The organism is Geobacter anodireducens (assembly GCA_001628815.1).
In the GTDB taxonomy this organism is placed as follows: domain Bacteria; phylum Desulfobacterota; class Desulfuromonadia; order Geobacterales; family Geobacteraceae; genus Geobacter; species Geobacter anodireducens.
This window is the reverse complement of sequence record CP014963.1, coordinates 550,423-573,888: the sequence shown is the minus strand read 5'-3', so window position 1 is coordinate 573,888 and position 23,466 is coordinate 550,423. Positions and strand designations below refer to the sequence as shown.

General features: G+C 62.1%; 19 protein-coding genes and 4 pseudogenes. 7 read left to right on the top strand and 16 right to left on the bottom strand.

The genetic code is table 11. The features are described from left to right. Window positions 1-45 precede the first annotated feature (45 nt). Window positions 46-2,579, top strand: a pseudogene (locus A2G06_02725) (NADH-quinone oxidoreductase subunit G). Between the two features lie 56 nt (window positions 2,580-2,635). Here A2G06_02725 and A2G06_02720 read toward each other — a convergent pair. The 9 genes from A2G06_02720 to A2G06_02680 form a co-directional block, all read right to left on the bottom strand. Further along, the gene (locus A2G06_02720; protein ANA39476.1) at window positions 2,636-3,658 is read right to left on the bottom strand and encodes an aminodeoxychorismate lyase; all 1,023 of its coding nucleotides are present in this window, start codon (window positions 3,656-3,658) and stop codon (window positions 2,636-2,638) included. After that, window positions 3,655-4,239: an acyl-phosphate glycerol 3-phosphate acyltransferase gene (locus A2G06_02715; GenBank protein ANA39475.1), complete on the bottom strand. Its 585-nt coding sequence runs from the start codon at window positions 4,237-4,239 to the stop codon at window positions 3,655-3,657. Before A2G06_02715 ends, A2G06_02720 begins: the two co-directional genes overlap by 4 nt. A 71-nt stretch (window positions 4,240-4,310) precedes the next feature. Next, the gene (locus A2G06_02710; protein ANA39474.1) at window positions 4,311-4,727 is read right to left on the bottom strand and encodes a DoxX family protein; all 417 of its coding nucleotides are present in this window, start codon (window positions 4,725-4,727) and stop codon (window positions 4,311-4,313) included. Continuing rightward, window positions 4,727-5,236, bottom strand: coding sequence for a sulfurtransferase (locus A2G06_02705; protein ID ANA39473.1), 510 nt, complete (start codon window positions 5,234-5,236; stop codon window positions 4,727-4,729). Before A2G06_02705 ends, A2G06_02710 begins: the two co-directional genes overlap by 1 nt. Further along, a complete protein-coding gene (locus A2G06_02700; GenBank protein ANA39472.1) occupies window positions 5,233-5,592 on the bottom strand; it encodes a hypothetical protein in 360 nt (119 codons plus the stop codon). The genes A2G06_02705 and A2G06_02700 overlap by 4 nt, the downstream gene beginning before the upstream one ends. A 9-nt stretch (window positions 5,593-5,601) precedes the next feature. Continuing rightward, window positions 5,602-5,976, bottom strand: coding sequence for a camphor resistance protein CrcB (locus A2G06_02695; GenBank protein ANA41575.1), 375 nt, complete (start codon window positions 5,974-5,976; stop codon window positions 5,602-5,604). Window positions 5,977-6,005: 29 nt separating this feature from the next. Continuing rightward, entirely contained in the window at window positions 6,006-6,377 is a 372-nt protein-coding gene (locus A2G06_02690) for a hypothetical protein (protein ANA39471.1), read from the bottom strand. Window position 6,378: 1 nt separating this feature from the next. Next, window positions 6,379-7,143 carry a hypothetical protein gene (locus A2G06_02685; GenBank protein ANA39470.1) on the bottom strand — a complete coding sequence of 255 codons (765 nt, stop codon included), beginning with the start codon at window positions 7,141-7,143 and terminating at the stop codon, window positions 6,379-6,381. A gap of 116 nt (window positions 7,144-7,259) precedes the next feature. Next, complete coding sequence (locus A2G06_02680) at window positions 7,260-9,056, bottom strand: GTP-binding protein TypA (GenBank protein ANA39469.1); 1,797 nt, start codon at window positions 9,054-9,056, stop codon at window positions 7,260-7,262. Window positions 9,057-9,409: 353 nt separating this feature from the next. On the opposite strand from A2G06_02680, the gene A2G06_02675 reads away from it, so the two are divergent. Further along, window positions 9,410-10,018 (top strand): peptidase M23, encoded by a 609-nt coding sequence (locus tag A2G06_02675; GenBank protein ANA39468.1) that lies wholly within the window; start codon window positions 9,410-9,412, stop codon window positions 10,016-10,018. 7 nt (window positions 10,019-10,025) lie between these two features. Here the strand turns inward: A2G06_02675 and A2G06_02670 are convergent, their stop codons facing one another. The 6 genes and pseudogenes from A2G06_02670 to A2G06_02645 form a co-directional block, all read right to left on the bottom strand. Beyond that, complete coding sequence (locus A2G06_02670; GenBank protein ID ANA39467.1) at window positions 10,026-10,196, bottom strand: hypothetical protein; 171 nt, start codon at window positions 10,194-10,196, stop codon at window positions 10,026-10,028. Window positions 10,197-10,226: 30 nt separating this feature from the next. Further along, on the bottom strand, window positions 10,227-11,453 hold the full coding sequence (locus tag A2G06_02665; GenBank protein ANA39466.1) for a multidrug ABC transporter substrate-binding protein: 1,227 nt from the start codon (window positions 11,451-11,453) through the stop codon (window positions 10,227-10,229). After that, window positions 11,450-12,156: pseudogene (locus tag A2G06_02660) on the bottom strand (macrolide ABC transporter ATP-binding protein). Before A2G06_02660 ends, A2G06_02665 begins: the two are co-directional and overlap by 4 nt. Beyond that, entirely contained in the window at window positions 12,157-13,365 is a 1,209-nt protein-coding gene (locus A2G06_02655) for an efflux transporter periplasmic adaptor subunit (protein ID ANA39465.1), read from the bottom strand. Between the two features lie 299 nt (window positions 13,366-13,664). Next, window positions 13,665-14,795, bottom strand: coding sequence for a (4Fe-4S)-binding protein (locus A2G06_02650; GenBank protein ANA39464.1), 1,131 nt, complete (start codon window positions 14,793-14,795; stop codon window positions 13,665-13,667). Next, a complete protein-coding gene (locus A2G06_02645) occupies window positions 14,783-16,042 on the bottom strand; it encodes a pyridine nucleotide-disulfide oxidoreductase (GenBank protein ANA39463.1) in 1,260 nt (419 codons plus the stop codon). The genes A2G06_02650 and A2G06_02645 overlap by 13 nt, the downstream gene beginning before the upstream one ends. Before the next feature lie 190 nt (window positions 16,043-16,232). On the opposite strand from A2G06_02645, the pseudogene A2G06_02640 reads away from it, so the two are divergent. Together A2G06_02640 and A2G06_02635 are read left to right on the top strand one after the other, a co-directional pair. After that, a pseudogene (locus A2G06_02640) lies at window positions 16,233-17,089 on the top strand (tyrosine recombinase XerC). A gap of 428 nt (window positions 17,090-17,517) precedes the next feature. Next, window positions 17,518-18,876 (top strand): RNA helicase, encoded by a 1,359-nt coding sequence (locus A2G06_02635; GenBank protein ANA39462.1) that lies wholly within the window; start codon window positions 17,518-17,520, stop codon window positions 18,874-18,876. A gap of 114 nt (window positions 18,877-18,990) precedes the next feature. On the opposite strand, the pseudogene A2G06_02630 reads toward A2G06_02635, so the two are convergent. After that, window positions 18,991-20,585, bottom strand: a pseudogene (locus tag A2G06_02630) (acetyl-CoA hydrolase). A gap of 202 nt (window positions 20,586-20,787) precedes the next feature. On the opposite strand from A2G06_02630, the gene A2G06_02625 reads away from it, so the two are divergent. The 3 genes from A2G06_02625 (at window position 20,788) to A2G06_02615 (ending at window position 23,401) form a co-directional block, all read left to right on the top strand. Next, complete coding sequence (locus A2G06_02625; protein ANA39461.1) at window positions 20,788-21,006, top strand: hypothetical protein; 219 nt, start codon at window positions 20,788-20,790, stop codon at window positions 21,004-21,006. A 358-nt stretch (window positions 21,007-21,364) separates the two neighbouring features. Next, window positions 21,365-22,066 carry a hypothetical protein gene (locus tag A2G06_02620; GenBank protein ID ANA39460.1) on the top strand — a complete coding sequence of 234 codons (702 nt, stop codon included), beginning with the start codon at window positions 21,365-21,367 and terminating at the stop codon, window positions 22,064-22,066. A gap of 12 nt (window positions 22,067-22,078) precedes the next feature. Further along, window positions 22,079-23,401 carry a nitric-oxide reductase gene (locus tag A2G06_02615; protein ID ANA39459.1) on the top strand — a complete coding sequence of 441 codons (1,323 nt, stop codon included), beginning with the start codon at window positions 22,079-22,081 and terminating at the stop codon, window positions 23,399-23,401. The last annotated feature ends 65 nt before the right edge of the window (window positions 23,402-23,466 follow it).

Here is a 23,466-nt window from a genome sequence, read left to right as displayed (position 1 = left end):
GGTGCGTTCCCGGCCGGGAGCCTCTTATCCAGGGGTGAAACGGATATGGTCAGTCTTACAATCGACGGGAAGGACATCACAGTAGCGAAGGAGACCACGATCCTTGATGCGGCGGCGCTCCTCGGGATCACGATACCGACCCTCTGCTGGCTCAAGAAGGTGTCGCCTACCGGTGCCTGCCGCGTCTGCGCGGTTGAGATCGAAGGGGTCGACCGGCCCATGACGGCCTGTAACACGCCGGTCAAGGACGGGATCAAGGTAACGACCCAGTCGGAGAAGCTTTCGAGGATCCGCCAGAAGATCATGGAACTGATGCTGGTGAACCATCCCCTTGACTGCCCCGTCTGTGACGCGGGCGGTGAATGCGATCTCCAGAACGCCTGCTACGGCCTCGGCGCCGCAAAGCAGGAATACGGCGCCGTGCTCGAGCGCCACAAGATCCGCTACGACTGGCCCCTCATCGAGAGCGACCCTAACCGTTGCATCCTTTGCGAGAAATGCGTCAAGGTTGATCATGAAATTGTCGGCTGCAACGCCATCAGGGTAGTCAACAGGGGTGAGGCCACCATTATCGACACGGTGGACGGCAAGCCCCTCAACTGTGAATTCTGCGGCAACTGCGTGGCCGCCTGCCCCACCGGCACCCTCATCAGCAAGCCGTTCAAGTTCCGGGGCCGGCCCTGGGCCTTCACGGTTACGCCGAGCGTATGCGCCCTCTGCGCCGCCGGCTGCCAGATCGAATACCACAGCCGCAACGGCCGGGTGGAACGCGTGACCAGTGATGACTCCACCTACAACAGTGGCAATCTCTGTATCAACGGACGCTTCGGCTACAGCTACATCAATTCCCCGGATCGCCTCGTCGAGCCGATGGTGAAAGGTCAGAAAGCCGACTGGAACACGGCCATGGGAACCGCAGCCGCAGCGCTCAAGCAGATCGCGACCAGCCATGGTGCCGATGCCGTCGCAGGGTTGGGCTCTGCCCGGGTCACCAACGAGGAAAACTATCTCTTCCAGAAGCTCATGCGTTCGGCGGTCGGCACCGGTAATATCGACTCGGAGGCGCGCCTCGGCTATGCCGCGACACAGAAGGTTCTGCGGGAAATGCTCGGTATTGTCGGCGCCAGCACCACCATTGATGCCATTGACCGGGCAGCCGCAGTCCTCGTTGTCGGCTGCGATTTGAACGCCGAGGCAACCGGCATGGAGTACCGGGTCATCAAGCTGCTACGAAGAACAATGCAAAGCTGGTTCTTGCCGCCATGCGCGACATCAAGCTCAAGAAGTTCGCCAACAGCCACCTCAAGTACCGGCCGGGGAACGAAACTCTTCTCATCAATGCCCTGACCAAGGCTGTTCTCGAAGAAGGCCTGGAAAACAAGGAGTTCTGCAGCGCGAACATCAGCAATCTCTCCGACCTGACCGCGGCCTTGGCAGGAGTCTCGATTGCCGATGCCGCCGAGGCGGCCGGCGTCACCGAGGCGGATCTGCGCGCTGCGGCACGGCTTGTCGGCGGTAAAAGAGGCGTTGCCGTCATCTTCGGCGCCGAACTCATGCGCGGCGGGGATACCGATGCGGTGAAGGCCCTCGTCAACCTCGCGCTGGTTCTTGGCGCCACGACAGGCGATGCCGGCGGGCTCTTCCCGGTATATGAGAAAACCAATATCCGCGGCCTCCTCGACATGGGGGTCGCTCCCGACCACTTCCCCGGCCACCAGACCGACGCCGCCACTTTCGAGAAGGCGTGGGGGAAAAAACTCCCAGCCGCTGCCGGCAAGGACTTCTGGCAGATCATTGAAGGAATCGAACAGGGAAGCGTCAAAGCCCTCTACCTCCTCGGCTGCGACCCGGTGGCATCGTTTCCGGAAGGAGAGCGGATACGCAAGGCCCTGGAAAAACTGGAGCTCCTCATTGTCCAGGACCCATTCCCCGGCGAGGCCGCAAAACTGGCCCACGTGGTCTTCCCTTCATCCGTGGCCGCTGAAAAGAACGGAACGTTCACGACCATTGACGGCAGGGTACAGCCCCTTGCCAAGGCTGTGGCCCCGCCAGGCGACGCTCGTGAGGACTGGGACATCCTTACCGAACTGTACAATCGCCTGACGGGTGAGAGCCGTGTCCATTCGCCCGCAGCCGTGCTCGACGAAGTTGTGGCCCTCGTGCCCGCCTACGCATCAGTGGGCCGGGCCGGCGGCACCATTGCCGCTCAGGTGCGTCCTAGCGGCCTGGCCCTGGCGCCGGTATCCGCCAAAGCGGTTGCCGGATCACCGACGGCTCTTCTGGTCGGTACCATCCTCTACCACAGTGGAACGACCACCACGTGGTCAAAGAACAATCTGGAAATCATCCCTGAAGGATATATCGAGATTCATCCGAACGACGCAGCGAAGCTCGGCATTGCCGAAGGAGGCACGGTGCGGCTCAGCGCCGGGACGGTGAAGGTGCAAGGAGCGGTGAAGATAACGCCGCGCGTTCAACCGGGGCTGCTTTTCGCACCCAGCCATTTCCGCAGCATGAACGTGAACGCCCTTCTGTCACGTGACGGCGGCGTGGTAACGGTAACGGTGGAAAAAGCCTGATCCCGGGTAACAATCGTACCCGAAACAGAAAGCCCCGCTTAACGGCGGGGCTTTTTTTATTTGGCGGGGGTTTTCAGGTATCGTCGGACTGCTGTGTTGTGCTCCTCCAGCGTGGCAGAAAAATGGTGCGTGCCATCCTTGCGGGCCACGAAATAGAGATAGCCGGTGGCGGCCGGATTGAGGGCGGCAGCCAGGGAATCGCGCCCCGGATTGCCGATGGGGCCGGGCGGAAGTCCGGCGATGCGGTAGGTATTGTGCGAGGTATTCCGCAGGATATCCTGACGGGTCACGTTCCCGCCAAAGGCCCGCACGCCGTAGACAGCGGTAGGGTCGCTCTGGAGGCGCATGCCCTTGGCCAGACGATTGTGGAATACCGAAGAGATCAGAGGGCGCTCCGCTGGAGAGACCGCCTCCTTTTCAATCATGGAGGCAAGGGTCACCACGTGATGTCGTGACATTCCCCGGCGGCGCGCCTCCTCAGCGAACCCGGCCCCGTAGACCTTGTCGAACTGGGACACCATGACCCGAATCAGGTCCCTTTCGCCCATGGACCGGGTAACGGCATAGGTGCTCGGGTAGAGGTACCCCTCCACACTGCTGCCCTGGATGCCGAGTTCGGCCAGAAACGACGGATCAGTGGCTGCGGCCAGAAAGCGTTCCCGTGAGAACATCCGCTTTCCTTCCAGCAATTCCGCAACCTGATACATGGAATACCCTTCGGGTACGGCAAAAGGTCGGGCATAGACCTCACCGGCCACCAACTTGCGGAGGATTTCTGCAGGTTTCATGGCATCGGAGAACTGGTATTCGCCGGCCTTGAGCCGTTCGGCCTCTCCACGCAGGCGGGCATGAAGAACAAACAGCCGGGCGCTGGTGATCAGTCCGGCCGTCTCAAGCTCGCTGGCGATGCGCCGGGGGGTGGCACCCTTGTCGAAGGAGAGTATCCTGACGTTTTCCCCATTGCCGGCGGGCACGGCAATGAAGACCGCGTAACGGACGACGGGGACAAGGACAATGATGATGAGCAGGATCGCCACAACCTGGAGGCGCCTGTCGCGGAGGTTGACGGGTACGTTCATGCCTTGAAGCGGCTCTCGGTTCCCTCGCGCAGCCGGCGGATGTTCTCCCGGTGCTTGACGATGACGATGGCCGCAATGATAAGCGTCATCCCCACAAGGAGGGGGCGCCGCTCCACCGCGGCCACAAGAAAGGGCATGGCAGCAGCGGCGGTGATGGAGCCGAGCGAGATGTAGCGGGTTGAGGCGACAATGCCGATGAAGAGGGCAAGCGCACCCAGGACGGACAGGGGTGACACGCCGAGAAAGACCCCCAGGGCCGTGGCGACCCCCTTCCCTCCCTTGAAACCGAGAAAGACGGTGTACACATGGCCGAGAAAGGCAGCAAGACCGACGGCGGCCACCCAGGGGTCGGCTAAGCCGAGCTTTCCGGCCACGAGAACCGGCACGAGCCCCTTGAGACAGTCGCCCAGCAGGGTAGCAATGCCGACGGTGCGGCCGAGAGTGCGGTAGACGTTGGTGGCGCCGATGTTTCCGCTACCGGTGACGCGGATGTCGACGCCGAAGGCACGAGCCAGGAGCAGTCCCGTGGGAATCGATCCGACTAGGTAGGCGACGGCGGTAAGAATGAGTTCGTTCAGCACGCGGGTCTCCAGCTATTAACGAAACGTTCGCATCCTACACCACTGTGCGGGATGCGGCAATACGAGAACAGTCATTGTTTTGTTTTACGAAAGACGAAAACAGCCGCAACAAGCAACAAGATGTCACGGAAAATGGCCGTCCAGGCAGTGGTTTTCTCTCCTCCCTGGCGGAAACAGCCGCAGTCGATGTCAAGCCCGCGAGCCACGGTGGAAAAGAGCAGGACGATGAACAGCATGTTCATGGCCGCCACGAGGGCTGCGGCGCTGCGGGCTCTCCAGCCCGTCACGAGCAGCAGGCCGCAGATGGCCTCAATCCACGGCAGGATGGCTGCCACCAGGTAGTTGCCGGCATACGGAAGCAGTTGGTAGGCGGCCACATTGCCGGCAAAGGCGGGAGGATTGGCTATCTTGATGAGCGCAGCATAGAGGAATACCGCGCCGAGAGCAACCCGCAGCAGGGCTGTGAGGTGACGTTTCACCGCATCCATCACGAACCTCCCGTGGTAACCGGATAGCCTGCGTCCCGCCATTCGGGGAAACCGCCCTCAAAGACGTAGACCTGGGCAAAGCCCGCGCGGATGAGCTTTTCCCCCAAGGCGCGGCTGTCGTGGCAATCGTATCCGTTGCAGTAGACGATCAGAAACCGGTCCTTGGGGGTGTTGGCCGCCAGCGGCGGAATGAGCTGGTCTGCCTCGCCAAGGGGGAGCAGGACAGCGTCCCTGATGTGCCCGGCTCCGTAAGAGTCGCGGTCCCTGGCGTCGATGATGAGTGCCTCGTTGCGGTCGAAGAGCTCTTTCACCTGCATGAGACCCAGAGGAAGAGGAACGGGAGCCGTTGTGCCGGTTGCCGCCGGGGGAGGGCCGGGTGTTCCCGCACCCACGGCGCGCCCCTGGAAGACATCTGCCAGAAGCCGGTAATTCCAGGTTATGCCGATGATGGCGGCCACGGCGACAATGATCGCCATTTCGGCGGCAAGACGTTTCGGATCTGACTTCATGGCGTTGCGGCTGCCCCCTTTCCTGCCGGCGTGTAGCGGATCACCGTAGCCTTCTCCAGGGTGATCATCCCGCCCGTCATCATGTCGTCTATCTTCGGCATTAGAGCATCGAGCCGCTCCTGATCGTCAACCACTTCCACCACCATGGGCAGGTCGGCGGAAAGATCCAGAAGCCTGGCCGTATGACAGACGCTTGATGCCCCGAAGCCGGCCACCCCCCGCAGCACCGTGGCGCCGGCGCATCCCTCACGCCTGAGCAGCTCCAGAAGCGCCTCATGGAGAGGGCTGGATCCCCACCGGTCCCCTTCGCCGATGAATATCCGCATGAGTATCTTTTCACCGATGAATCTCGTCATGACGCCTCCCTACAACTGCCGCGCCGCCACGATACCGGCCCACGTGCCGACGAGGCAGAGGGCCACGCTGGCAAGGACATTAAGCGAAGCAGAGAAAAACTCACCATCTTCCAAGAGCTTGAACGTCTCATAGCTGAAGGTCGAAAAGGTGGTGAATCCGCCGAGAAAACCGATGGTGAGCCCCAGGCGTAGTTCCTGGGACATCACGGTGGTCCGGAGAGCGGCTTCCATGATCAGGCCGATGAGGAATGACCCCATGACGTTGACCGCCAGCGTCCCCCAGGGGAACGCCCTGCCGGCCAGAGCGTAGACCCCGCCCGCCAGGAGATAGCGGGCGACGCAGCCGATGGCGCCGAAAACGGCTATGGCAAGGATGGTGGTCATGAATGGGTGCCCAACGAGGCGGGGAATGCTCACAGCCCGCCGGCGATCTTCCAGCCGTCCTTCTCCCGGTGCAGAACAATGGTTTCCTGTCCTGTCAGCTCAAGGACGCGCCCCTTGACGTTCGCCTTCATCACGTAGCGTCCGGCGACCTCGGCAGTGGTTCCATCCAGGCGGATGCGGCGGTCCAGTGAGCGGTACCCGATCGGACCGGAGTGCAGCAGGTTCTGCTCCAGGTCGGGCCGCGCCTGCCGGTACTCGGGCGAGAGAAGAGATGCGTAGAGGGTTACGTCTCCCCGGCTGAGCGCCTCATCCCGCAGCCGCAGGACCTCTTCCACGGCGCGCCGGTCTCCGCCGCAGCCGGCAAGTGAAAGCAGGAGCAGCAGCGCCGGAAGGCGTCTCATGTCAGAAGTTCTTGTCCAGGAACGAGCGGGCCTCGTCAACGTACTTGCTTGTGCGAAACTCGCTGAAAAGCCGCTGGAACGCCTCGCGTCCGCCGGCTTTGTCACCGGCTTTGATATAGGCCTTGCCCAGGTAGTAGAGGGTCTCGTCGTGGAGCGGAGAACGGGGATAGCGCTTCAGGGCATCCTCCAGCCGCTTGATGGCGGAGGTGTACTTTTCGGTACGGTAATAGAACTGTCCCACGTAAATCTCGTACTGGACCTGGTTCTGGCGGGCCGCTTCAAGCTTGTTGCGCACCTCTTCCGCATACTCGGACTGGGGATAGAGGCGCAAAAACGACTCGAAAATGGTGACCGTATTGGACACGGGGGTCTGGTCGGTGTCGAATCCATGGATCTGGTTGAAATAGCTCAGCCCCTGGCGGTAAAGGGCATAGGCCGACTTCTCGTGGTTGGGATGAAGCTTGCGAAACTCTTCGTAGGATGCGGCAGCTTCGATGTAGTTGCCGCTGTCGAACTGGGCGTCGGCGATCTTGATCTCGGCCAGGGTGATCAGTTCGGGAGAAATGTAACTTTCCTTCACCTTGCGCCACTGGGCTATGGCGTCCTCGAATCGACGGGAATTCTGAAACTCCTCCGCCTCCCGGGCCATGGCCTCGGGGCTGCGGCTCACCGGAGCCGTAGATGAGGCGAAAAGCCCGCAGCCGGCCACAAGGAGCAGCGGGAGGAGCAGGGTGGGATAGAGGGGGCGGAGCCTGGACACGTTCATGGTCTCACCTTCCGTCGGATATCACTGATGAAAGTAGAAAAATCACCCGGCAAAGTCAAGCAAAGTTCCCCCGACTCCGGCCGGGGAAACTTTGCGAACCGGTGAAACGCCTCCTGTCACTTCCGTTTCCGTCTGTTCGGATCGAGTTCTTTCTTTCTGAGCCGGATGGACTGGGGGGTCACTTCTACCAGTTCGTCGTCGTCAATGAACTCCAGGGCCTGCTCCAGGGTGAGGATGCGCGGCGGGGTGAGCTTGATTGCGTCGTCCGAACCGGAGGCCCGGACATTGGTAAGTTTCTTTCCTTTGCAGGGGTTCACGTCCAGATCGTTGTCCTTGGCGTGCTGGCCGATGATCATCCCCCCGTAGACTTCCACACCGGCACCGATGAAGAGAATTCCCCGGGGCTGGAGAGCGTCGAGGGCATAGGCGGTGGTTTCGCCGAGTTCCATGGCAATGAGGACACCGTTCTTGCGCCCCGGGATATCTCCCTTGTAAGGGGCATAGTCGTGGAAGGTGTGGGTCATGACCGCTGTGCCCCGCGTCTCGGTGAGGAGTTCCCCCCGCAGGCCGATGAGCCCCCGGGCCGGCACGATGAACTCCAGCCGCACCGTTTCGCCCATGGGCTGCAGGGATGTCATCTCCCCCTTGCGGGGCCCCATCTTCTCGATGATGGCACCCTGGAACTCGGAGGGGACGTCCACCACCAGGTACTCCATCGGTTCCATCCTCGTGCCGTCGATCATTCGCAGGATGACCTCCGGCTTGGAAACCGCCATCTCGAATCCTTCGCGCCGCATGTTCTCGATGAGGATGGACAGGTGAAGCTCGCCCCGGCCGGAAACCTTGAACGTGTCCGCGTTGGCCGTATCCTCCACCCGTAGCGACACGTTGGTGCGCAGCTCCCGGTCAAGGCGCTCCCGGATGTTGCGGGAGGTGACGAACTTCCCCTCACGGCCGGCAAAGGGAGAGGAATTGACAATGAAGTTCATTGAAATGGTCGGCTCGTCGATCGACAGATAGGGAAGCGCCACCGGATTGTCTGCAGCGGCCAGGGTCTCGCCGATGCCCACGTCGTCAAAGCCGGCCACGGTGACGATGTCGCCGGTGCATGCCTCGGGGATCTCCACCTGCTTGAGCCCCTCGTATCCCAGGAGCCTGGTGATACGTCCCCGCTGGATGCTTCCGTCGCGCCGCACGAGCGCCACGGTCTCGCCGGCCTTCACGCGGCCGTTGAATATCCTGCCGGTGGCGATCCGGCCGATGTAGTCGTTGTAGTCGATATTGGTCACGAGGAGCTGGAACGGGGCCTTCGCATCGCCGGCCGGCGGATGGACGTTGCTCTCGATCACCGCGAAGAGGGGCTCCATGCTGCTGGAGTCGGAATTGAGGTCGAGCTTGGCGAACCCGAGCTTGGCGCTGGTATAGACGATGGGAAAGTCGAGTTGCTCGTCCGTGGCGTTCAGTTCGCAGAACAGGTCGAAGACCATGTCCACCACCTCGTCGGGGCGTGAGCCGGGGCGGTCGATCTTGTTGATGACCACGATCGGTTTCAGGCCAAGGTCGAGGGACTTCTTGAGCACGAACCGGGTCTGGGGCATGGGGCCGTCCAGGGCATCGACCAGAAGCAGCACCGAATCGACCATCTTGAGCACCCGCTCCACTTCGCCGCCGAAGTCGGCGTGGCCCGGGGTGTCGACGATGTTGATCTTGTAGCGGCCGTGGTGTACCGACAGGTTTTTTGCCAGAATGGTGATGCCCCGTTCCTTTTCCAGGTCATTGGAGTCCATCACCCGCTCGGTGATGGCTTCGTTTTCCCGGAACACTCCGGCATGCTTGAGCATGGCATCCACAAGGGTGGTCTTGCCGTGGTCAACGTGGGCGATGATGGCGATGTTTCTGATTCTCTCCTGCATGAAACGCGACTCCTGACTGAAGGGTACGGCCGCTGAGCGGACCGGTAAAAAACAAAAGACGAGCGTGACGCTCGTCTTCAAAGTATGGTTACTATGACAATTCTGCCTTGAAATGACAAGTTAAAAGTGGCGATGGGGTTGATTTCGACCCAATACCCATGGCATATATGTTGCTGCGTTATGTTCAGTCTCACGCAATCGGAATGTGCTGCCATGTCACTGTTCAAAGACGTCCTTCATACGCTTGCCCGCGGCGCCATCAAGGAAGACCGCCCGATCATGGCCTTCATGCTCGGCCTCGCCGCATTGTCCGTCAGCCTCATCATTGTCGGGCTGACCAGGTAGAAACCGCCGTGAACCGTCGCTTTCTCTCTACACTCCTGTCGCTTTCCCTGGCCGTGGGCCTGGGAAGTTCGCCTGCCGCAGCGGCTCGCCGCCTGCCCGTGGACCGCGGCACCGTCACCTCCGGTATCGGCTGGAGGCTCGACCCCTTTGGCAGCGGCCGCCAGGTCTACCATCACGGGGTCGACATCGCCGTGCCCGAAGGTACCCCGGTCTATCCCACCGAGCAGGGCACGGTCCTCCATGCGGGACTCTACAAGGGGTACGGCAATCTGGTCGCAGTGGACCACGGCAACGGCTATGTTTCCCTGTACGGGCACAATGCGACACTTCTCGTCAAAGAAGGACAAAAAGTCGACACGGCCACGGTTCTCGCCCTGTCGGGCAACACCGGGCGCTCAACCGGCCCCCATGTCCACTACGAGGTCCGTCAAATCCCCGGGTATGCGCAGAAAGCGCGGGACCGGATGGAGGAGCAGTTGAAAGCGCTGGTGGCGGAACGGATCGATGGGTGGGTGGCAGAGCACGTGGCAGGCACCGCCCAGGGTGACGGAACCGATGCCGGCCCCCGGGACCCCCTGGCCGAACTGGCGCTCCCCTCGGACGACGGTTTCCAGTAGCGGCAGGTCACAAACCTTTGCGATAGCGCACCAGCAGGTACATGCAGAACACACCGACAGCGGCCATGGCGGCCACCAGCCACCACGACACCCCCCTTCCCAGCCCCAGATAAAGCAGCGGGTAGAGAAACGCCCCGTTCAGCAGGGTCACGGCCAGAAACACCAGCAGCGTCCTCACAGCCTCTCCCCATGGCGCGCGAACCCCGGTTCATTCATAGCGCAGTGCCTCGATGGGATTGAGTCCCGCCGCCTTGCGGGCCGGATAGAAGCCGAAAAATATCCCGACCCCGCCGGAGAAGGCAAAGGCGAGCAGGATCGCCTTTGATGAAACCATGGTGGGCCAGCCGAAAAACTGCGATATCAGGGTGGCCCCCCCGATGCCAATGGCCATGCCGATGAGTCCCCCCAGGAGAGTCAGGAGCACCGCCTCGGCCAGGAACTGGAGGAGAATGTCACGCTGCCGGGCGCCGATGGCCATCCGGATGCCGATCTCCCGCGTCCGCTCCGTGACTGAAACCAGCATGATGTTCATGATGCCGATGCCGCCCACGATCAGCGAGATGGATGCCACGGCCCCGAAGAGGATGGTGAGCATCTTCTGGGACTGCTCCGAGGCGGCCAGGATCTCGGTCAGGTTCCGCACCGTGTAGTCCCTCTCTTTTGCCGGCCCGATCCGGTGGCGCTGGTCGAGAAGCGTTGTCAGTTCCTCTTCGGCCTGATCCATCAATTCCCGGCTCTTGGCCTGCACCATGATTGCCCCCACGGTGTTGGGAAACTGGGAACCGAGGATCTTGCGCTGGGCCGTACTCAGAGGCAGCAGGATGATGTCGTCCTGGTCGCTTCCCTGGGGGGACTGCCCCTTGCGGTCCAGCAACCCCACCACGATGAAGGGGACCCGCTTGATCCGGACGGTTTTGCCGATGGGATCTTCGGAGCCGAAGAGATTCTCGGCCACGGTCTGCCCCAGGATACAGTTCTTCGAGGCCCCCTCGATGTCTGAAGGGGAAAGCTCCCGTCCCGACACCACCTGCCACTCACGCACCTGCAGGAACTCCGGGGTGACCCCCATGATCATGGTCGACCAGTTCATGTTGCCGGCCACCACCTGAGCGGTTCCCCGCACCGTTGGGGCAGCGCGCAGCACCGAGGGGAGTTCGGTGTTGATGGCGCGGGCATCGTCCTGGGTCAGGGAGGGCACGGAACCGGCGCCGACACGGAGCCCGCCGCTGGTGGTGGAGCCGGGGATTACCAGAATGATGTTGCTGCCGATGCTGGCGATGACGTCGGACACCACCTTCTGGGCGCCGCTGCCGATGGCCACGATGATGATGACGGCCGCGATGCCGATGATGATGCCGAGCATGGTGAGAAATGAGCGCATCTTGTTGGCGAGCAGGGCCCGCAACGAGATCCGGAGGCTCATGAGGAGGTTCATGACTGCCCCCCCCCCGGCGCGGACACGGTGGTATCGGCAATGATCCGGCCATCGCGGAAGGTTATGGAGCGGGACGCCCACGCAGCGATGTCGGGCTCGTGGGTGACCATGAGGATGGTGATTCCTTTGCCGTGGAGTTCCGCGAAAATCCGCATGATCTCTTCACTGGTGGCGCTGTCCAGGTTACCGGTGGGCTCGTCTGCCAGGAGCAGGGCCGGGGCGTTCACCAGTGCCCGGGCAATGGCAACCCGCTGCTGCTGACCGCCGGAAAGCTGATTGCTGTAGTGACCCGCCCGTTCGGCAAGCCCCACCATGGCCAGGGCCGCCAGCGCACGCTCGCGCCGTTGCGCGGCGTGGACCCCTGCGTAGACCAGGGGAAGCTCGACGTTTTCCCGTGCCGTGGTGCGAGGGAGGAGGTTGAACCCCTGGAAGACGAAGCCGAGCTTGCGGTTGCGGATGGCGGCCAGCTCATTCTGCGAAAGCTCGCCGACGTTCACTCCCTCCAGCAGATAGGTGCCGGAGGTCGGTACGTCCAGGCAGCCGAGCATGTTCATGCAGGTGGACTTGCCGCTGCCGGACGACCCCATGATGGCGATGAACTCCCCCTGCTCCACCGAGAAGGATATGCCCCGCAGGCCTCCACCCGCTGGTCCCCCATGGTGTAGACCTTGGCGACGTTATCGAGCCTGACGACCGCGCCCATCTAGAACCGCATCCCCATGGGAGATCTGCCGCTGCCTCCGCTCTTCTGTTTATCCCTGGGCGTGGTCTCCTGAACGATCACCTCGTCGCCCTCCTTCAGGGCTCCGGAAACGATCTCCACATGGCTGTCGTTGCCGAGGCCGGTCTGCACCTTCACCGGCACCGGCTTCTTCTCCGGCGACAGGATGAAGACCTGCTGTCCCGCCTCCCGCTTCGCCTTTGCCGGACCGGACGGGGCGCGGCGTTCACCCTCGTCACCGTCCGCGCGGGGCTTGAACCGCAGTGCCGCCATGGGGACTTTGAGCACTTTTTCCTTTTTGCCCACCTCAACGGCCACGTTGGCAGTCATGCCCGGCTTGAGCTTCAATTCGGGATTGTCCACGGTGATGACCACCACGTAGGTGACCACATTCTGGGTGATGACCGGGGCATTGCGGATCTGGGCCACCCGGGCATTGAATTTCTCGTCCGGATAGGCATCCACGGTGAAGGTAACCTGCTGCCCCACCCGCACGCGACTGATATCGGCCTCGTCCACGCTGGTCTCGATCTGCATCCGGGTAAGATCCTGGGCGATGGTGAACAGGGTCGGGGTCTGGAAGGAGGCGGCCACGGTCTGTCCCACGTCCACGGCCCGGGATATGACGACACCATCCACCGGCGACCGGATGGTGGCGTTCTTCAGGTTGGTTTCCGCCCGGGACAGGGCGCCCCGGGTTTGGACGACCGAGGCTTCAGCGGCCTTGACGGCGGCGGCGGCCTCCTGGGCGCCGGTTTCAGCGGTGTCGAAGTCGCTCTGGGATACGACTCCCTCCTTGACCAGTTGCCGGTTGCGCTCCATGGTCCGCTTGGCATCGGCGGCAGTGGCCCTGGCCTTCAAGAGATTCGCCTGAGCGCTCAGAAGGTTGCCCCTTGCCTGCTCCACGTCGGCCCGAAACAGTGCCGGATCGATCTCGGCGATGACCTGTCCCTTTTTCACGGGGGTATTGTAGTCCACGAGCAGGCGATAGATGGTGCCGGAGACCTGGGTCCCGACCTGAACAGTGGTGACTGCGCTCAGGTTGCCCGTGGCTGAGACGGTGGCAACGACATCGCCCCGTTCCACTTTAACAGTCTTGTAGGTCCGTTCGGGTTCACGTTTGCCGAAGGCGAAATAGATTCCCGCTACGGCTGCGATGACAACCGCCGCGATGATGGCTGCTTTTTTCATTCTCACCTCATGGGGGAAAGATGGCACGGGGATTATATATCAAAAACGGCAGAACGCACCAGCCGTTGACATGAAAAAGCCCCCTGCCGCAAACGACAGGGGGCTCATGGTAACGCCCGCCGCCATCAGGCGGCGGGCCGGCGTCGGCAACCCTCCTTGCAGCGGGTAACCGGACGAAGCATATAGATCGTGGTCCACATGGCCTGGGGTCTCCTTTCAGAGAAATTTCCTCAGTGCGCGAGGTTATAGTTATGATAATCCTGCCCCCCCGCAACGTCAAGGAGCGGAGCCATTAAAGTTTACTCCTTGAATTTCTTGAACAGTTTCAGCAGCACTCCGTCCCGTACCCCGAGGGAGCCGTCGGGGCAGAGTTCGCGGCAGCAGAAGCACCGGATACAGGCGTGGTAGTCGAAATGGAGCCGGCCGTCGCGCACGGAGATGGCCCGTGGAGGGCAGGCGTCAAGGCACGCCCCGCACAGGCGGCACCCTTCGGGGTTCGGCACCGGCCGCGCTGTGAGATGATGGCGAAGCCGGTTCTTGAGGAAACCGGGGAGGCCGAACTGGACGTCCGACAGGTGCGGCAGGCGAAAATCCGGCACCCGGGCATCGTCGGGCGAGAGTCCGACCGTCGTGATGCGGGACCGGTCCCAGCCATCGATACCGAGCCGTTCGGCGGCCCGCTCGACCCAGAGGAGCTGCTTCGGGATGCCCGCCAGTTCCGCGGCCACCACATCCACCGCCACGGCATTGGCTCCGGCCAGGATGAGCCCCATCGGCCTGGGGTCGCCGCTGCCCGGACCATCACCCTCCATGGCCACAACGGCGTCGACTATGGTCAGATCCGGCGGTCTCAGAAGGTAGATTTCCAGGAGAAGCCGGGCGAACAGCTCCCGGTCGGCGCCGGCTTTGAGGTGCCAGCCCGCCTTGGCGGTTCCGACCACGGCGCCGAACAGATTCTTCACGGCGCAGGTCATGGTCATCATTTCGTGGGTCTTGAGCTTGGGAAGGTTGATGAGCCGGTCGGCTTCCAGGTAGGGTCGCGCCACATCCATGCGCCTGAAGAGCCCGCTGCCCGAAACGGCAGCCGCATCGTCAAACGGGACCAGTTCGGCACCGGCCTCCCGGGCCACGGCGGCCATGCCGCTCTTCTCCGCCACGGCCCGAAAGCCGCCGATACCGGGAGAGTCGCCCACCAGCGGAATCCCGCCGGCCTCCCGGACGAGCCAGATCACGGCCCGCAACGCCTCCGGGTGGGTAGTTACCGCCCGCTCGGGTGTCTTGGCAGCCAGCATGTTCGGTTTGATCAGAACCCGCTCACCGGGTCGGACAAAGGCCCCCATCCCTCCCAGGGGAGCGAGGGCCCGACCCATGGCTTCGGCAACCTCTGAGGGATCGTAGCGTACGGCCCGTTCGACGGCTACCGTGTGCATCCGTTGCCCGGCGTTTCACGCTCCGTGATGAGGCGCACCTGGCGCTCATGGAACCAGTAGTACCAGATCCAGTTGAGCATGACCACAATACGGTTGCGAAAGCCGATGAGATAGTAGAGGTGCAGCAGGAGCCAGGCTATCCAGGCCGCATACCCGCGGAGATTCATGCCGAAAGCGCTGGCCACGGCGGCGCTCCGGCCGATGGTGGCCATGCTTCCCTTGTCGTGATACCTGAAGGGAGGAGCAGGCGCCCCCTGTTCACGGGCCAGAATCGACTTTCCGGCATGGATCCCCATCTGCATGGCCACCGGAGCCACCATGGGCAGGGGAGCGCCATCCTGCTCCAGCCAGGCCATATCCCCGACCACATAGACATCGGGATGGCCGGGCAACGTCAGATCGGGCTCCACCGCGATCCGTCCGCCCGGTTTCTGTTCAACGCCGAGGGTCGCCGCCAGGGGGGCTGCCTTGACCCCTGCGGACCAGAACAGGGTATGGGCCGGGATGACGGCACCGTCATGCAGGGTTACCCGTTCAGGCCCCGCGTCTACCACGCGGGCGTTGAGCAGCACCTCGACCCCCATGCCCCGGAGCTTTTGCAGGGTATAGCCCTGCAGCTCGGCCGGCATGGCTGCCAGAAGCCGGTCAAAGGCCTCCACGAGCACGACCCGGGCAGCCTGAACGCTCAGTTCCGGGTAATCCTTGGTCAGCACGTACCGGACCAACTCGATGAGGGCGCCGGCAAACTCGACGCCGGTGGGGCCGCCGCCCACGATCACGAATGTCATGAGCGCCCGGCGCTTGGCCGGATCGGGTTCAATCACGGCCCGCTCGAAAGCCGTGAGGATATGGTTGCGCAGCCGCTCGGCATCCACCAGCTCCTTCAGATCAAAGGCATACTGCTCCACCGATTTAAGCCCGAAATAGTTAGTGACGCTTCCTGTGCCGATCACGAGATAGTCGTAGGGTATGGTGCCGTTGTCCGTAGCGACCAGGCGGGACTCGAAGTCGACGCCAGTCACCTCGGCCAGTTGAAACCGCGTACCGGTCCAGCCGCGTGCCATGGCACGCACCGGGTAGGCAATGGACTCCTGTTCGAGGCCGGCGGTTGCCACCTGGTAGAGGAGCGGCTGAAAGAGGTGGTAGTTGTTCCGGTCCACGAGAACCACGTCCAGCCCCTTTTGCGCCAGGGTCCGTGCCGCCCTGATGCCGCCAAACCCCATCCCGATGATGACCACTCGTTTCACGCCGCTCGTACCTCCCTGAAATAAGTTACACGAGAATATCGCCCTTCAGCCGCACCCGCCTTGACACAGGTCAAGCGGGCAGAACAACTGAGGAAGCATACCCCGATTCAGGGCGATACACAACCGGCCTTCGCATGGTTCTCGGAATCTGATATGATGATCCGGCCGCACGCCACCCCAGGAGACAACCGTGGACAAGGAAATTGCCACCTTTATCCGCTATCTGGAGAGCGAACGCTCTGTTTCGCCCCATACCCGTGCCGCCTACGAGTCCGACCTCGCCCAGTTCAGGGACTTCGTCCGGGGCGAGCTGGACGCCGGGGCCGGGCCGGAGGCCATAACCCACCTGCTGGTCCGGCGTTGGCTCGCCCAGCTCCACCGATCTCACGCCAGGAGCTCCATCGGCCGCAAGCTGGCCGCAGTGCGCGCGTTTTTCGCCTACCTCGTCCGCACCGGCGCCCTGCCCCGCAACCCGGCAGAACTGGTCAGCACCCCCAAGTGCGAGAAAAAAATCCCGTTCCACCTGAACATCGATGAAGTGACCGCCCTGGTGGAGGCTCCCCGGGAACCTGACGTCCTGAGCCTGCGCGACCGGGCCATTCTGGAAACCCTCTATTCCTGCGGCGTCAGGGTTTCAGAGTTGACCGGCCTCAACGTGGGGGGAATCGATCTGGCGGATGGCACGGCCCGGGTCCTCGGCAAGGGGGGCAAGGAACGGGTGGTGCCGATCGGGAGCCATGCCCGGCTGGCCCTGAGTGCATATCTGGCCGCCCGGAATCACCCCGCCCTGGATGCACCCCTTTTCACCAATGCCCGGGGAGGCCGGCTTACCGCCCGCAGCGTCCGGCGGGTGATAGACAAGCATATCCTGAAAGTCGCCGCCATGAGGAAGATCTCTCCCCACACCCTGCGCCACACCTTTGCCACCCACCTCCTGGAGGGAGGAGCCGATCTGCGTGCCATTCAGGAATTGCTGGGACATGCCTCGCTCTCCACCACCCAGAAATATACCACGTGGGAAAGGCCCATCCCAAGGCACGTTCGTGAGCCTCACCGAGGCACGCCAAGCCGCCATCGTAAAGGGTTCAGGGCAAGTCTGCAAAAAATCCTTGTCATTTCCGCCAGTATCCCGTACAGTTGCCGCTGACTGAACAACGCTCAGGCGGATTCTGCCCTCCGGCATACCTCGAAGCACCCCCGCCCTTTGCTTCATCGATCACTAACCCCCTCTGCTTTCAGCACGCTCTTCGGCGCGGCAGCACACATGGTTGGCGACGATGTTTCATGCCAGTCAGTTCTGTGTTGTTGCCGACCCTGTTTCAGGGCATCGGGTTGCCCTGCGGCGCGCACACAACCTTTTTCCCGTTTCGACGGCAGCTACGGCGGCCCTGACGGCTCGCGCGGCGTGGTGCGTTGCACCCGTGCGGCCCGTTAACGGCTTGCCCCTGGCCGGCGGAACCCACAAGGATCCTTGCATGACCTTTGCTGAACTGAAACTTGCCCCGCACATTCTCAAAGCCGTAGCCGCCTGCGGTTACACAGAGCCGACACCGGTCCAGGCTGCCGCCATCCCCCGGGCACTGGAGAACGCGGACCTGCTCGCCACCGCCCAGACCGGTACCGGCAAGACCGCTGCATTCGTCCTGCCGGCCCTGCAGCGGCTGAGCTCTCCGCCCCAGGGACCCGGGCGCGGTCCTCGCGTGCTCGTGCTCACCCCTACCCGTGAACTGGCCCAACAGGTCACCGACGCGGTGCGGACGTACGGGGCGTTCATGCGGGTGCGGAGCGGCGCCATCCTCGGCGGCATGCCCTACCGCACGCAGCTCCGGCTTCTCTCTTCACCGGTTGATTTCATCGTGGCCACGCCGGGACGGCTGGTAGACCTGCTCGACCGGAGGAGCCTCGACCTCTCCCGCCTCGAACTGCTGGTGCTCGACGAAGCGGACCGGATGCTCGACATGGGCTTCAGCGACGACGTGGACCGTATCGCCGCCGCATCACCAGCCAGCCGCCAGACCTTGCTGTTCACGGCAACCATGGACAGCGCCATGGCCAGACTGGCCGGCCGGCTCCTGCGTGAACCGGAGCGGATCGACATCGCCGGCACCAAGACGACCCATGAGCACATCGAGCAGCGCCTTCACGTGGCCGACGACCTGCATCACAAAAACCGGCTGCTGCGGCACCTGGTCACCGACGGAAACCTGCACAGGGCCATCATCTTTTCGGCAACCAAGCGGGACGCCGAAAATCTGGCCCTGGAACTACAGGCCCAGGGCCATTCGGCCGCAGCCCTTCACGGCGATATGCCCCAACATGCCCGCAACCGGACCATTACCGCCATGAAGCAGGGACGGATCAGGCTTCTCGTGGCCACCGACGTGGCGGCCCGGGGGCTGGACGTTACCGGCATCAGCCATGTCATCAACTTCGATCTGCCGAAATTCGCCGAGGATTATGTCCATCGCATCGGCCGCACCGGCCGGGCGGGCGCCTCGGGAATCGCCATCTCCTTTGCCTCGTTCAACGAGGTGAGCTACCTGGCCCGCATAGAGCGCTACATTGGCCAGACGCTCCCGGAGCATCACATCCCGGGGTTGGAGCCATCGCGCCCGCTCCGTCGCGTAACAGCGGGTTCCGGCCGCAAGCCGGGAATGGGCACCGGTTCAGCCCGGAAGGGCTCCCCGAACCGCTCCGCCGGCGCGGCGCCCGGCAGGACCGGCAAATCGTCGGATCGCACATCCTGGGGGAGCAGACGGACACAGGATCCGGTTGTGGAATATCGGAGCTCAACGGGGCGGCACGGAGCAGGACAACCCCGTCGATCATCATGATTCGCCAGGGGATGCCATTCCCGCATCCCCGCTTGCGACAGCTACGAAAAAACTACAAAAAAGCCCCGCCGAAGTTCGGCGGGGCTTTTTCATGCCTGGTACAGGTTGACGATCTTACTCGCAGAGGTCGATCTTCACGTCCCAGTTCTTGATCTTCATGGTGCCGTTGCGCTCCAGATTGAGGTGCATCTTGAAGGCGCGGTCCCACAGTTGCGGCTCGTGGCCCACCTTGCGCTTGAGGCAATCGGCGCTGGCAATTTCCAGGTACTCGCTGAGAATCGGCTTGTAGTCCGGGTGGGCGCACTTCTCGATGATCCGCTTGGCGCGATCCTTCGGCGCCAGACCACGGAGATCGGCCAGACCCTGCTCGGTGACCACGCAGTCCAGATCGTGCTCGGTGTGGTCGATGTGGGAGCAATGCGGCACCACGCAGGAAATGCCGGTCGGGTCGGTCTTGGACGGACGGCTCGACGGGGTGTGCATGATCTTCAGGAAGCCGTTGCGGAGGAAATCGCCGGAACCGCCGAGGCCGTTGATCATCCGGGTGCCGCCGACCAGCGTGGAGTTGGCGTGGGCGTAGATATCGATCTCGACCGGGGTGTTCATGGCGATGCACCCGAGGCGACGGATCGGCTCCGGCGCGTTGGAGATGGAGAGCGGCCGGAGGGTGATCTTGTCGAAGTACTTCTCCCAGTTATCGAAGAAGCGGGGGAAGCCGGGGGCCTCGGACAGGGACAGGGAGCAGGACGAAGCGGCGTCCAGCTTGCCCGAGTCGAAGAGGTCGAGCATGGTGTCCTGGAGAACCTCGGTGTAGACGGTCAGGTTGGCGAACGGGCCCTTTGCCAGCCCGCCGATGACGGCGTTGGCAATGGAGCCGACGCCCGACTGGAGCGGGAGGAGGTTCTTGGGCAGACGCCCCATCTTCACTTCGTGGCTGAAGAAGTCGATGATGTTGTTGGCAATGGCCTCGGAAGTGTCATCCTGCTCGGAGAAGGCACGCCCTTTGTCACGGTACTTGGACTCGACCACGGCAATGATCTTGCTCGGGTCGCACGGCACGTAGGTGGTGCCGATCCGCTCGCCGGCATGGGTGATGCCCAGAATCTGGCGCTTGGGCGGGTGGTTGCAGACGACGATGTCGTGCATCCCCTCGAAAGAGGGCTGGCCGGTATTCACCTCGATGATGACCCGATCGCAGATCATGAGAATTTCGGGGATGACGCCGCAGGAGGTGGTGGGAACCAGGCCGCCGTCCTCGGTAATGGCGGAGACTTCGATGATGGCGAGGTCCAGCTTGCCGGACTCACTGTCCTTGGTGTAGAAGCCGTAGCCAGGTCCTGGGCAAAGAGGGAAAGGTGCTTGTCACCCATCCTGATGCGGCCTTCGTTGATGCCGGCGGCGATGTTCTTGCCGGTCTGGTACGGCCAGCGGCGATCGATCATGTCGAGGGTGGCCCAGCGGTCTTCGGTTTCGGCCCCGACGGAGGCACCGATGAAGAGGTTGAACTTCCACTTGCCCTGCAGGTTGTTCTTCTCAACGTGGTCTGCCAGCGCGATGGGCACTGCCTTGGGGTAACCGGCAGGGGTGAAGCCGGACCAGCCCAGGTTCATGCCCGGCTTGAAGAACTGGATGGTTTCCTCGGCCGACATGACCTTGTTGAGCAGTGACTTGCAACGTACGCGGTCCTGCAGTGTGCCGTACTCTGACATTTCTTACCTCCGTTCTGTTTTGTTGTTTACAGCGACGTCTGTAGCTTAAGGAAACAGCGCTGTTGCCCCATTTGCCATAACATCAACGCTACTGAACACTTTACCGTCTACCCAAAAGTAGAACCGGATTCTACTCAAGTGAATTTCTTTAGTCAAGCTAAAAAGTCATTAATGATTCATGGAGTAGCTTTACGCACACCAGATGATTGGAGCGATCAAGGTGAAGGACGGAATTGCCCTAAGACCAGAGTGCGTTGCGATCAAGACTGAGGCGCCGGATACATTCGGAGAGATCTTCCGGGGCCTGTTCGCTGCCCGGCACAGATCGACGGCGGTGCCGTCCACGGCGAGGATACGACTGGTACAGTCGGCTGGGAAACCAACGCACAGAGAGATAGCCGCAAGCGAATATGGCGAATGAACTTTGAACGCACCAGAACATTGCGGGCCGGAAAGTTTCTGATAGACTTTGCAAGCGGTCGCTCACTTGCAAGCATGGCTTACCTGCCTGAAAAAAACGGCGTGAGACTCCGGAAAAGCACGGCAACGGCAACGAGCAAAGGCTGCTCCTTGATGGTATCGGGCAGAAAGGAGCAAACGGCGTCACCACCACGGCGTTGCCCTGTTGCAATCCCCGCGGCTTGTCGCAGCCCATTGAGACACCCTTGACGTGCCGATGATCGACAGCGCTGGCGCAGAAAGAGGCCAGGATGCCGAGGGATACGCGGCCCGCGATCATGCGACATGAGGGAACATGCCCGCTAAAGGAGAGGCTCGGTATGACAAAGAAGACTGCCTTCTGGATATTCCTGGTAGGTACACTTTCATCGGCAATTCTTTTTCTCGGCCTGACAGTGGACACCCATCGCCAGGTGGCCGCCCTGTCCCATGCCGACAAACTCTCGGAAAACGTGATTGCGGGCAAGCGGGTTTTTGAAAAGTACAACTGTAACGACTGTCACACCATCCTTGGCTTCGGCGGTTACTACGCGCCCGATCTGACCAAGGTTGTGCAGAGGGTCGGAGCGGACGGTATCCGCTACCGGGTCGGGAGCCCGGAGCAGGCCTTTGCCAGATCGGTGCGGAAAATGCCCCAACAGCATGTTTCCGCCCAGGAGATCGAGAGCCTGGTGGCCTTTTTTTCCTGGGTCGGTGAGATCGACAATGGCGACTGGCCCCCCCAGGACAGCAAGCAGCACCTCTCCCGCAGTGAACAGCGCCTGGCGCTCGGTGCGACGGTCTCTCCCGGAGCAGCGGTTTTTCAGACCAGGGGGTGCATGAACTGCCATTCCCTGCACGGGACCGGCGGCACATTCGGCCCGGCGCTGGATACCATCGGCCGCAGACTGACGGTGGAGCAGATCGAGCACTATGTCCGCGCCCCCAAAAGCGTAAACCCCGACGCAAAAATGCCGCCGCAGACCGATCTCTCCGATCGGGAACTGGAAGAGTTGGCGGATTTCCTGGGTAACCTGAAATAGGAGGAGGCCGTCATGGTGTACAAATCGCAGAGAATCGCCAACTGGTATTTCACCATCGCCCTGCTCCTCTTTGTCCTTCAAGTGATCATGGGGCTCTGGCTCATTTCCAACTACGTCTTCACCATCCCGCAGTCGATTGTCGATGTTTTCCCCTTTGCCACTGCCAGGGCCATGCACACCAATCTCCTGGTGCTCTGGATGCTGCTCGGCTTCATGGGGGGTACCTACTACATCGTGCCGGAGGAAACCGGTTCCGAGATCTGGTCGCCGGGGCTGGCCTGGTTTCAGTTAGTGGCGCTGGTGGCAACCGGTGTGGTCGCCCTGGTCGGCTTCGCCTTTGGCTGGATCCAGGGGAGGCCGCTGCTGGAGATACCCCGGCCTCTCGACATAGTCGTGGTCATCGGCGCACTGGTGTTCCTTTTCAACGTCGGCATGACCATGTTCCTGGCCCGGCGCTGGACCGCCATCCAGGGTACTCTCCTGGGCGGGCTTGTCTTCCTGGCGCTGCTCTACCTGTTCGGCATCCCCTTTTACAGCAACGAGGTGATCGACTGGTACTACTGGTGGTGGGTGATCCATCTCTGGGTCGAGGGGGCATGGGAGCTGGTGACCGGAGCCATCATGGCGTTCGTCCTGATGCGGCTCACCGGAGTGGACCGCCAGGTGGTGGAAAAATGGCTTTACATTGAGGTCGGGCTCTTCCTCTTCACCGGCATCGCCGGCACCGGCCACCACTACTACTGGATCGGCGCACCAACATACTGGCTCTGGGTCGGCGGCATTTTCTCGGCCCTGGAACCGTTGCCGATCCTGCTCATGGTCATCGACACCATGAACCATGTTCGCCACCGCAAGACGCAGATCGTCAATCCCCATACCTGGACCATTGCCGTGGGGTGCGCGGTTCTGCACCTGATCGGGGCCGGCATCTGGGGCTTTGCCCATACCCTGCCCCAGATCAACTACTACACCCACGGCTCCCAAGTGACGGTTTCCCACGGCCACCTGGCCTTCTTCGGCGCCTACGCGCTTTTGAATCTCATGGTTTTCTACTACGCCATGCCGCGTCTGAAAGGAATCGAGATCTACAAACCGACCCGCGCCAAGCTGGGGTTCTGGACCATGTGCAGCGCCATGATGCTGATGGGGCTCACCTTCGGTATCGCCGGCGTCCTGCAGAGCTACCTGGAACGGGTTCTCGGCATGGGGTACATGACCGCCCAGTCCTACATGTGGCTCTGGATGGCGGTAACGTTAGTGCTGGGGGTCTTCTTTCTGGCTGGCGTGGTGATCACCGTATTCGACCTGCTTTTCCCGAAGGCGGCAGAGCTCTAGTTCGGCTTAGTTCGGTACGTTATTCCAGATCATGCTGCGTGTGCCTGGCTGATGTGTTCCGCAGC

Excerpts from the sequence above, each read along its gene's own strand:
- A2G06_02620 (ANA39460.1), top strand. The coding sequence starts at position 21,365 with ATGACAAAGAAGACTGCCTTCTGGATATTCCTGGTAGGTACACTTTCA.
- A2G06_02680 (ANA39469.1), bottom strand. The coding sequence starts at position 9,056 with ATGCAGGAGAGAATCAGAAACATCGCCATCATCGCCCACGTTGACCAC.
- A2G06_02625 (ANA39461.1), top strand. The coding sequence starts at position 20,788 with ATGATTGGAGCGATCAAGGTGAAGGACGGAATTGCCCTAAGACCAGAG.
- A2G06_02695 (ANA41575.1), bottom strand. The coding sequence starts at position 5,976 with ATGACCACCATCCTTGCCATAGCCGTTTTCGGCGCCATCGGCTGCGTC.
- A2G06_02690 (ANA39471.1), bottom strand. The coding sequence starts at position 6,377 with ATGAGACGCCTTCCGGCGCTGCTGCTCCTGCTTTCACTTGCCGGCTGC.
- A2G06_02705 (ANA39473.1), bottom strand. The coding sequence starts at position 5,236 with ATGAAGTCAGATCCGAAACGTCTTGCCGCCGAAATGGCGATCATTGTC.
- A2G06_02685 (ANA39470.1), bottom strand. The coding sequence starts at position 7,143 with ATGAACGTGTCCAGGCTCCGCCCCCTCTATCCCACCCTGCTCCTCCCG.
- A2G06_02650 (ANA39464.1), bottom strand. The coding sequence starts at position 14,795 with ATGCACACGGTAGCCGTCGAACGGGCCGTACGCTACGATCCCTCAGAG.
- A2G06_02655 (ANA39465.1), bottom strand. The coding sequence starts at position 13,365 with ATGAAAAAAGCAGCCATCATCGCGGCGGTTGTCATCGCAGCCGTAGCG.
- A2G06_02635 (ANA39462.1), top strand. The coding sequence starts at position 17,518 with ATGACCTTTGCTGAACTGAAACTTGCCCCGCACATTCTCAAAGCCGTA.
- A2G06_02665 (ANA39466.1), bottom strand. The coding sequence starts at position 11,453 with ATGAACCTCCTCATGAGCCTCCGGATCTCGTTGCGGGCCCTGCTCGCC.
- A2G06_02720 (ANA39476.1), bottom strand. The coding sequence starts at position 3,658 with ATGAACGTACCCGTCAACCTCCGCGACAGGCGCCTCCAGGTTGTGGCG.
- A2G06_02710 (ANA39474.1), bottom strand. The coding sequence starts at position 4,727 with ATGGATGCGGTGAAACGTCACCTCACAGCCCTGCTGCGGGTTGCTCTC.
- A2G06_02615 (ANA39459.1), top strand. The coding sequence starts at position 22,079 with ATGGTGTACAAATCGCAGAGAATCGCCAACTGGTATTTCACCATCGCC.
- A2G06_02700 (ANA39472.1), bottom strand. The coding sequence starts at position 5,592 with ATGACGAGATTCATCGGTGAAAAGATACTCATGCGGATATTCATCGGC.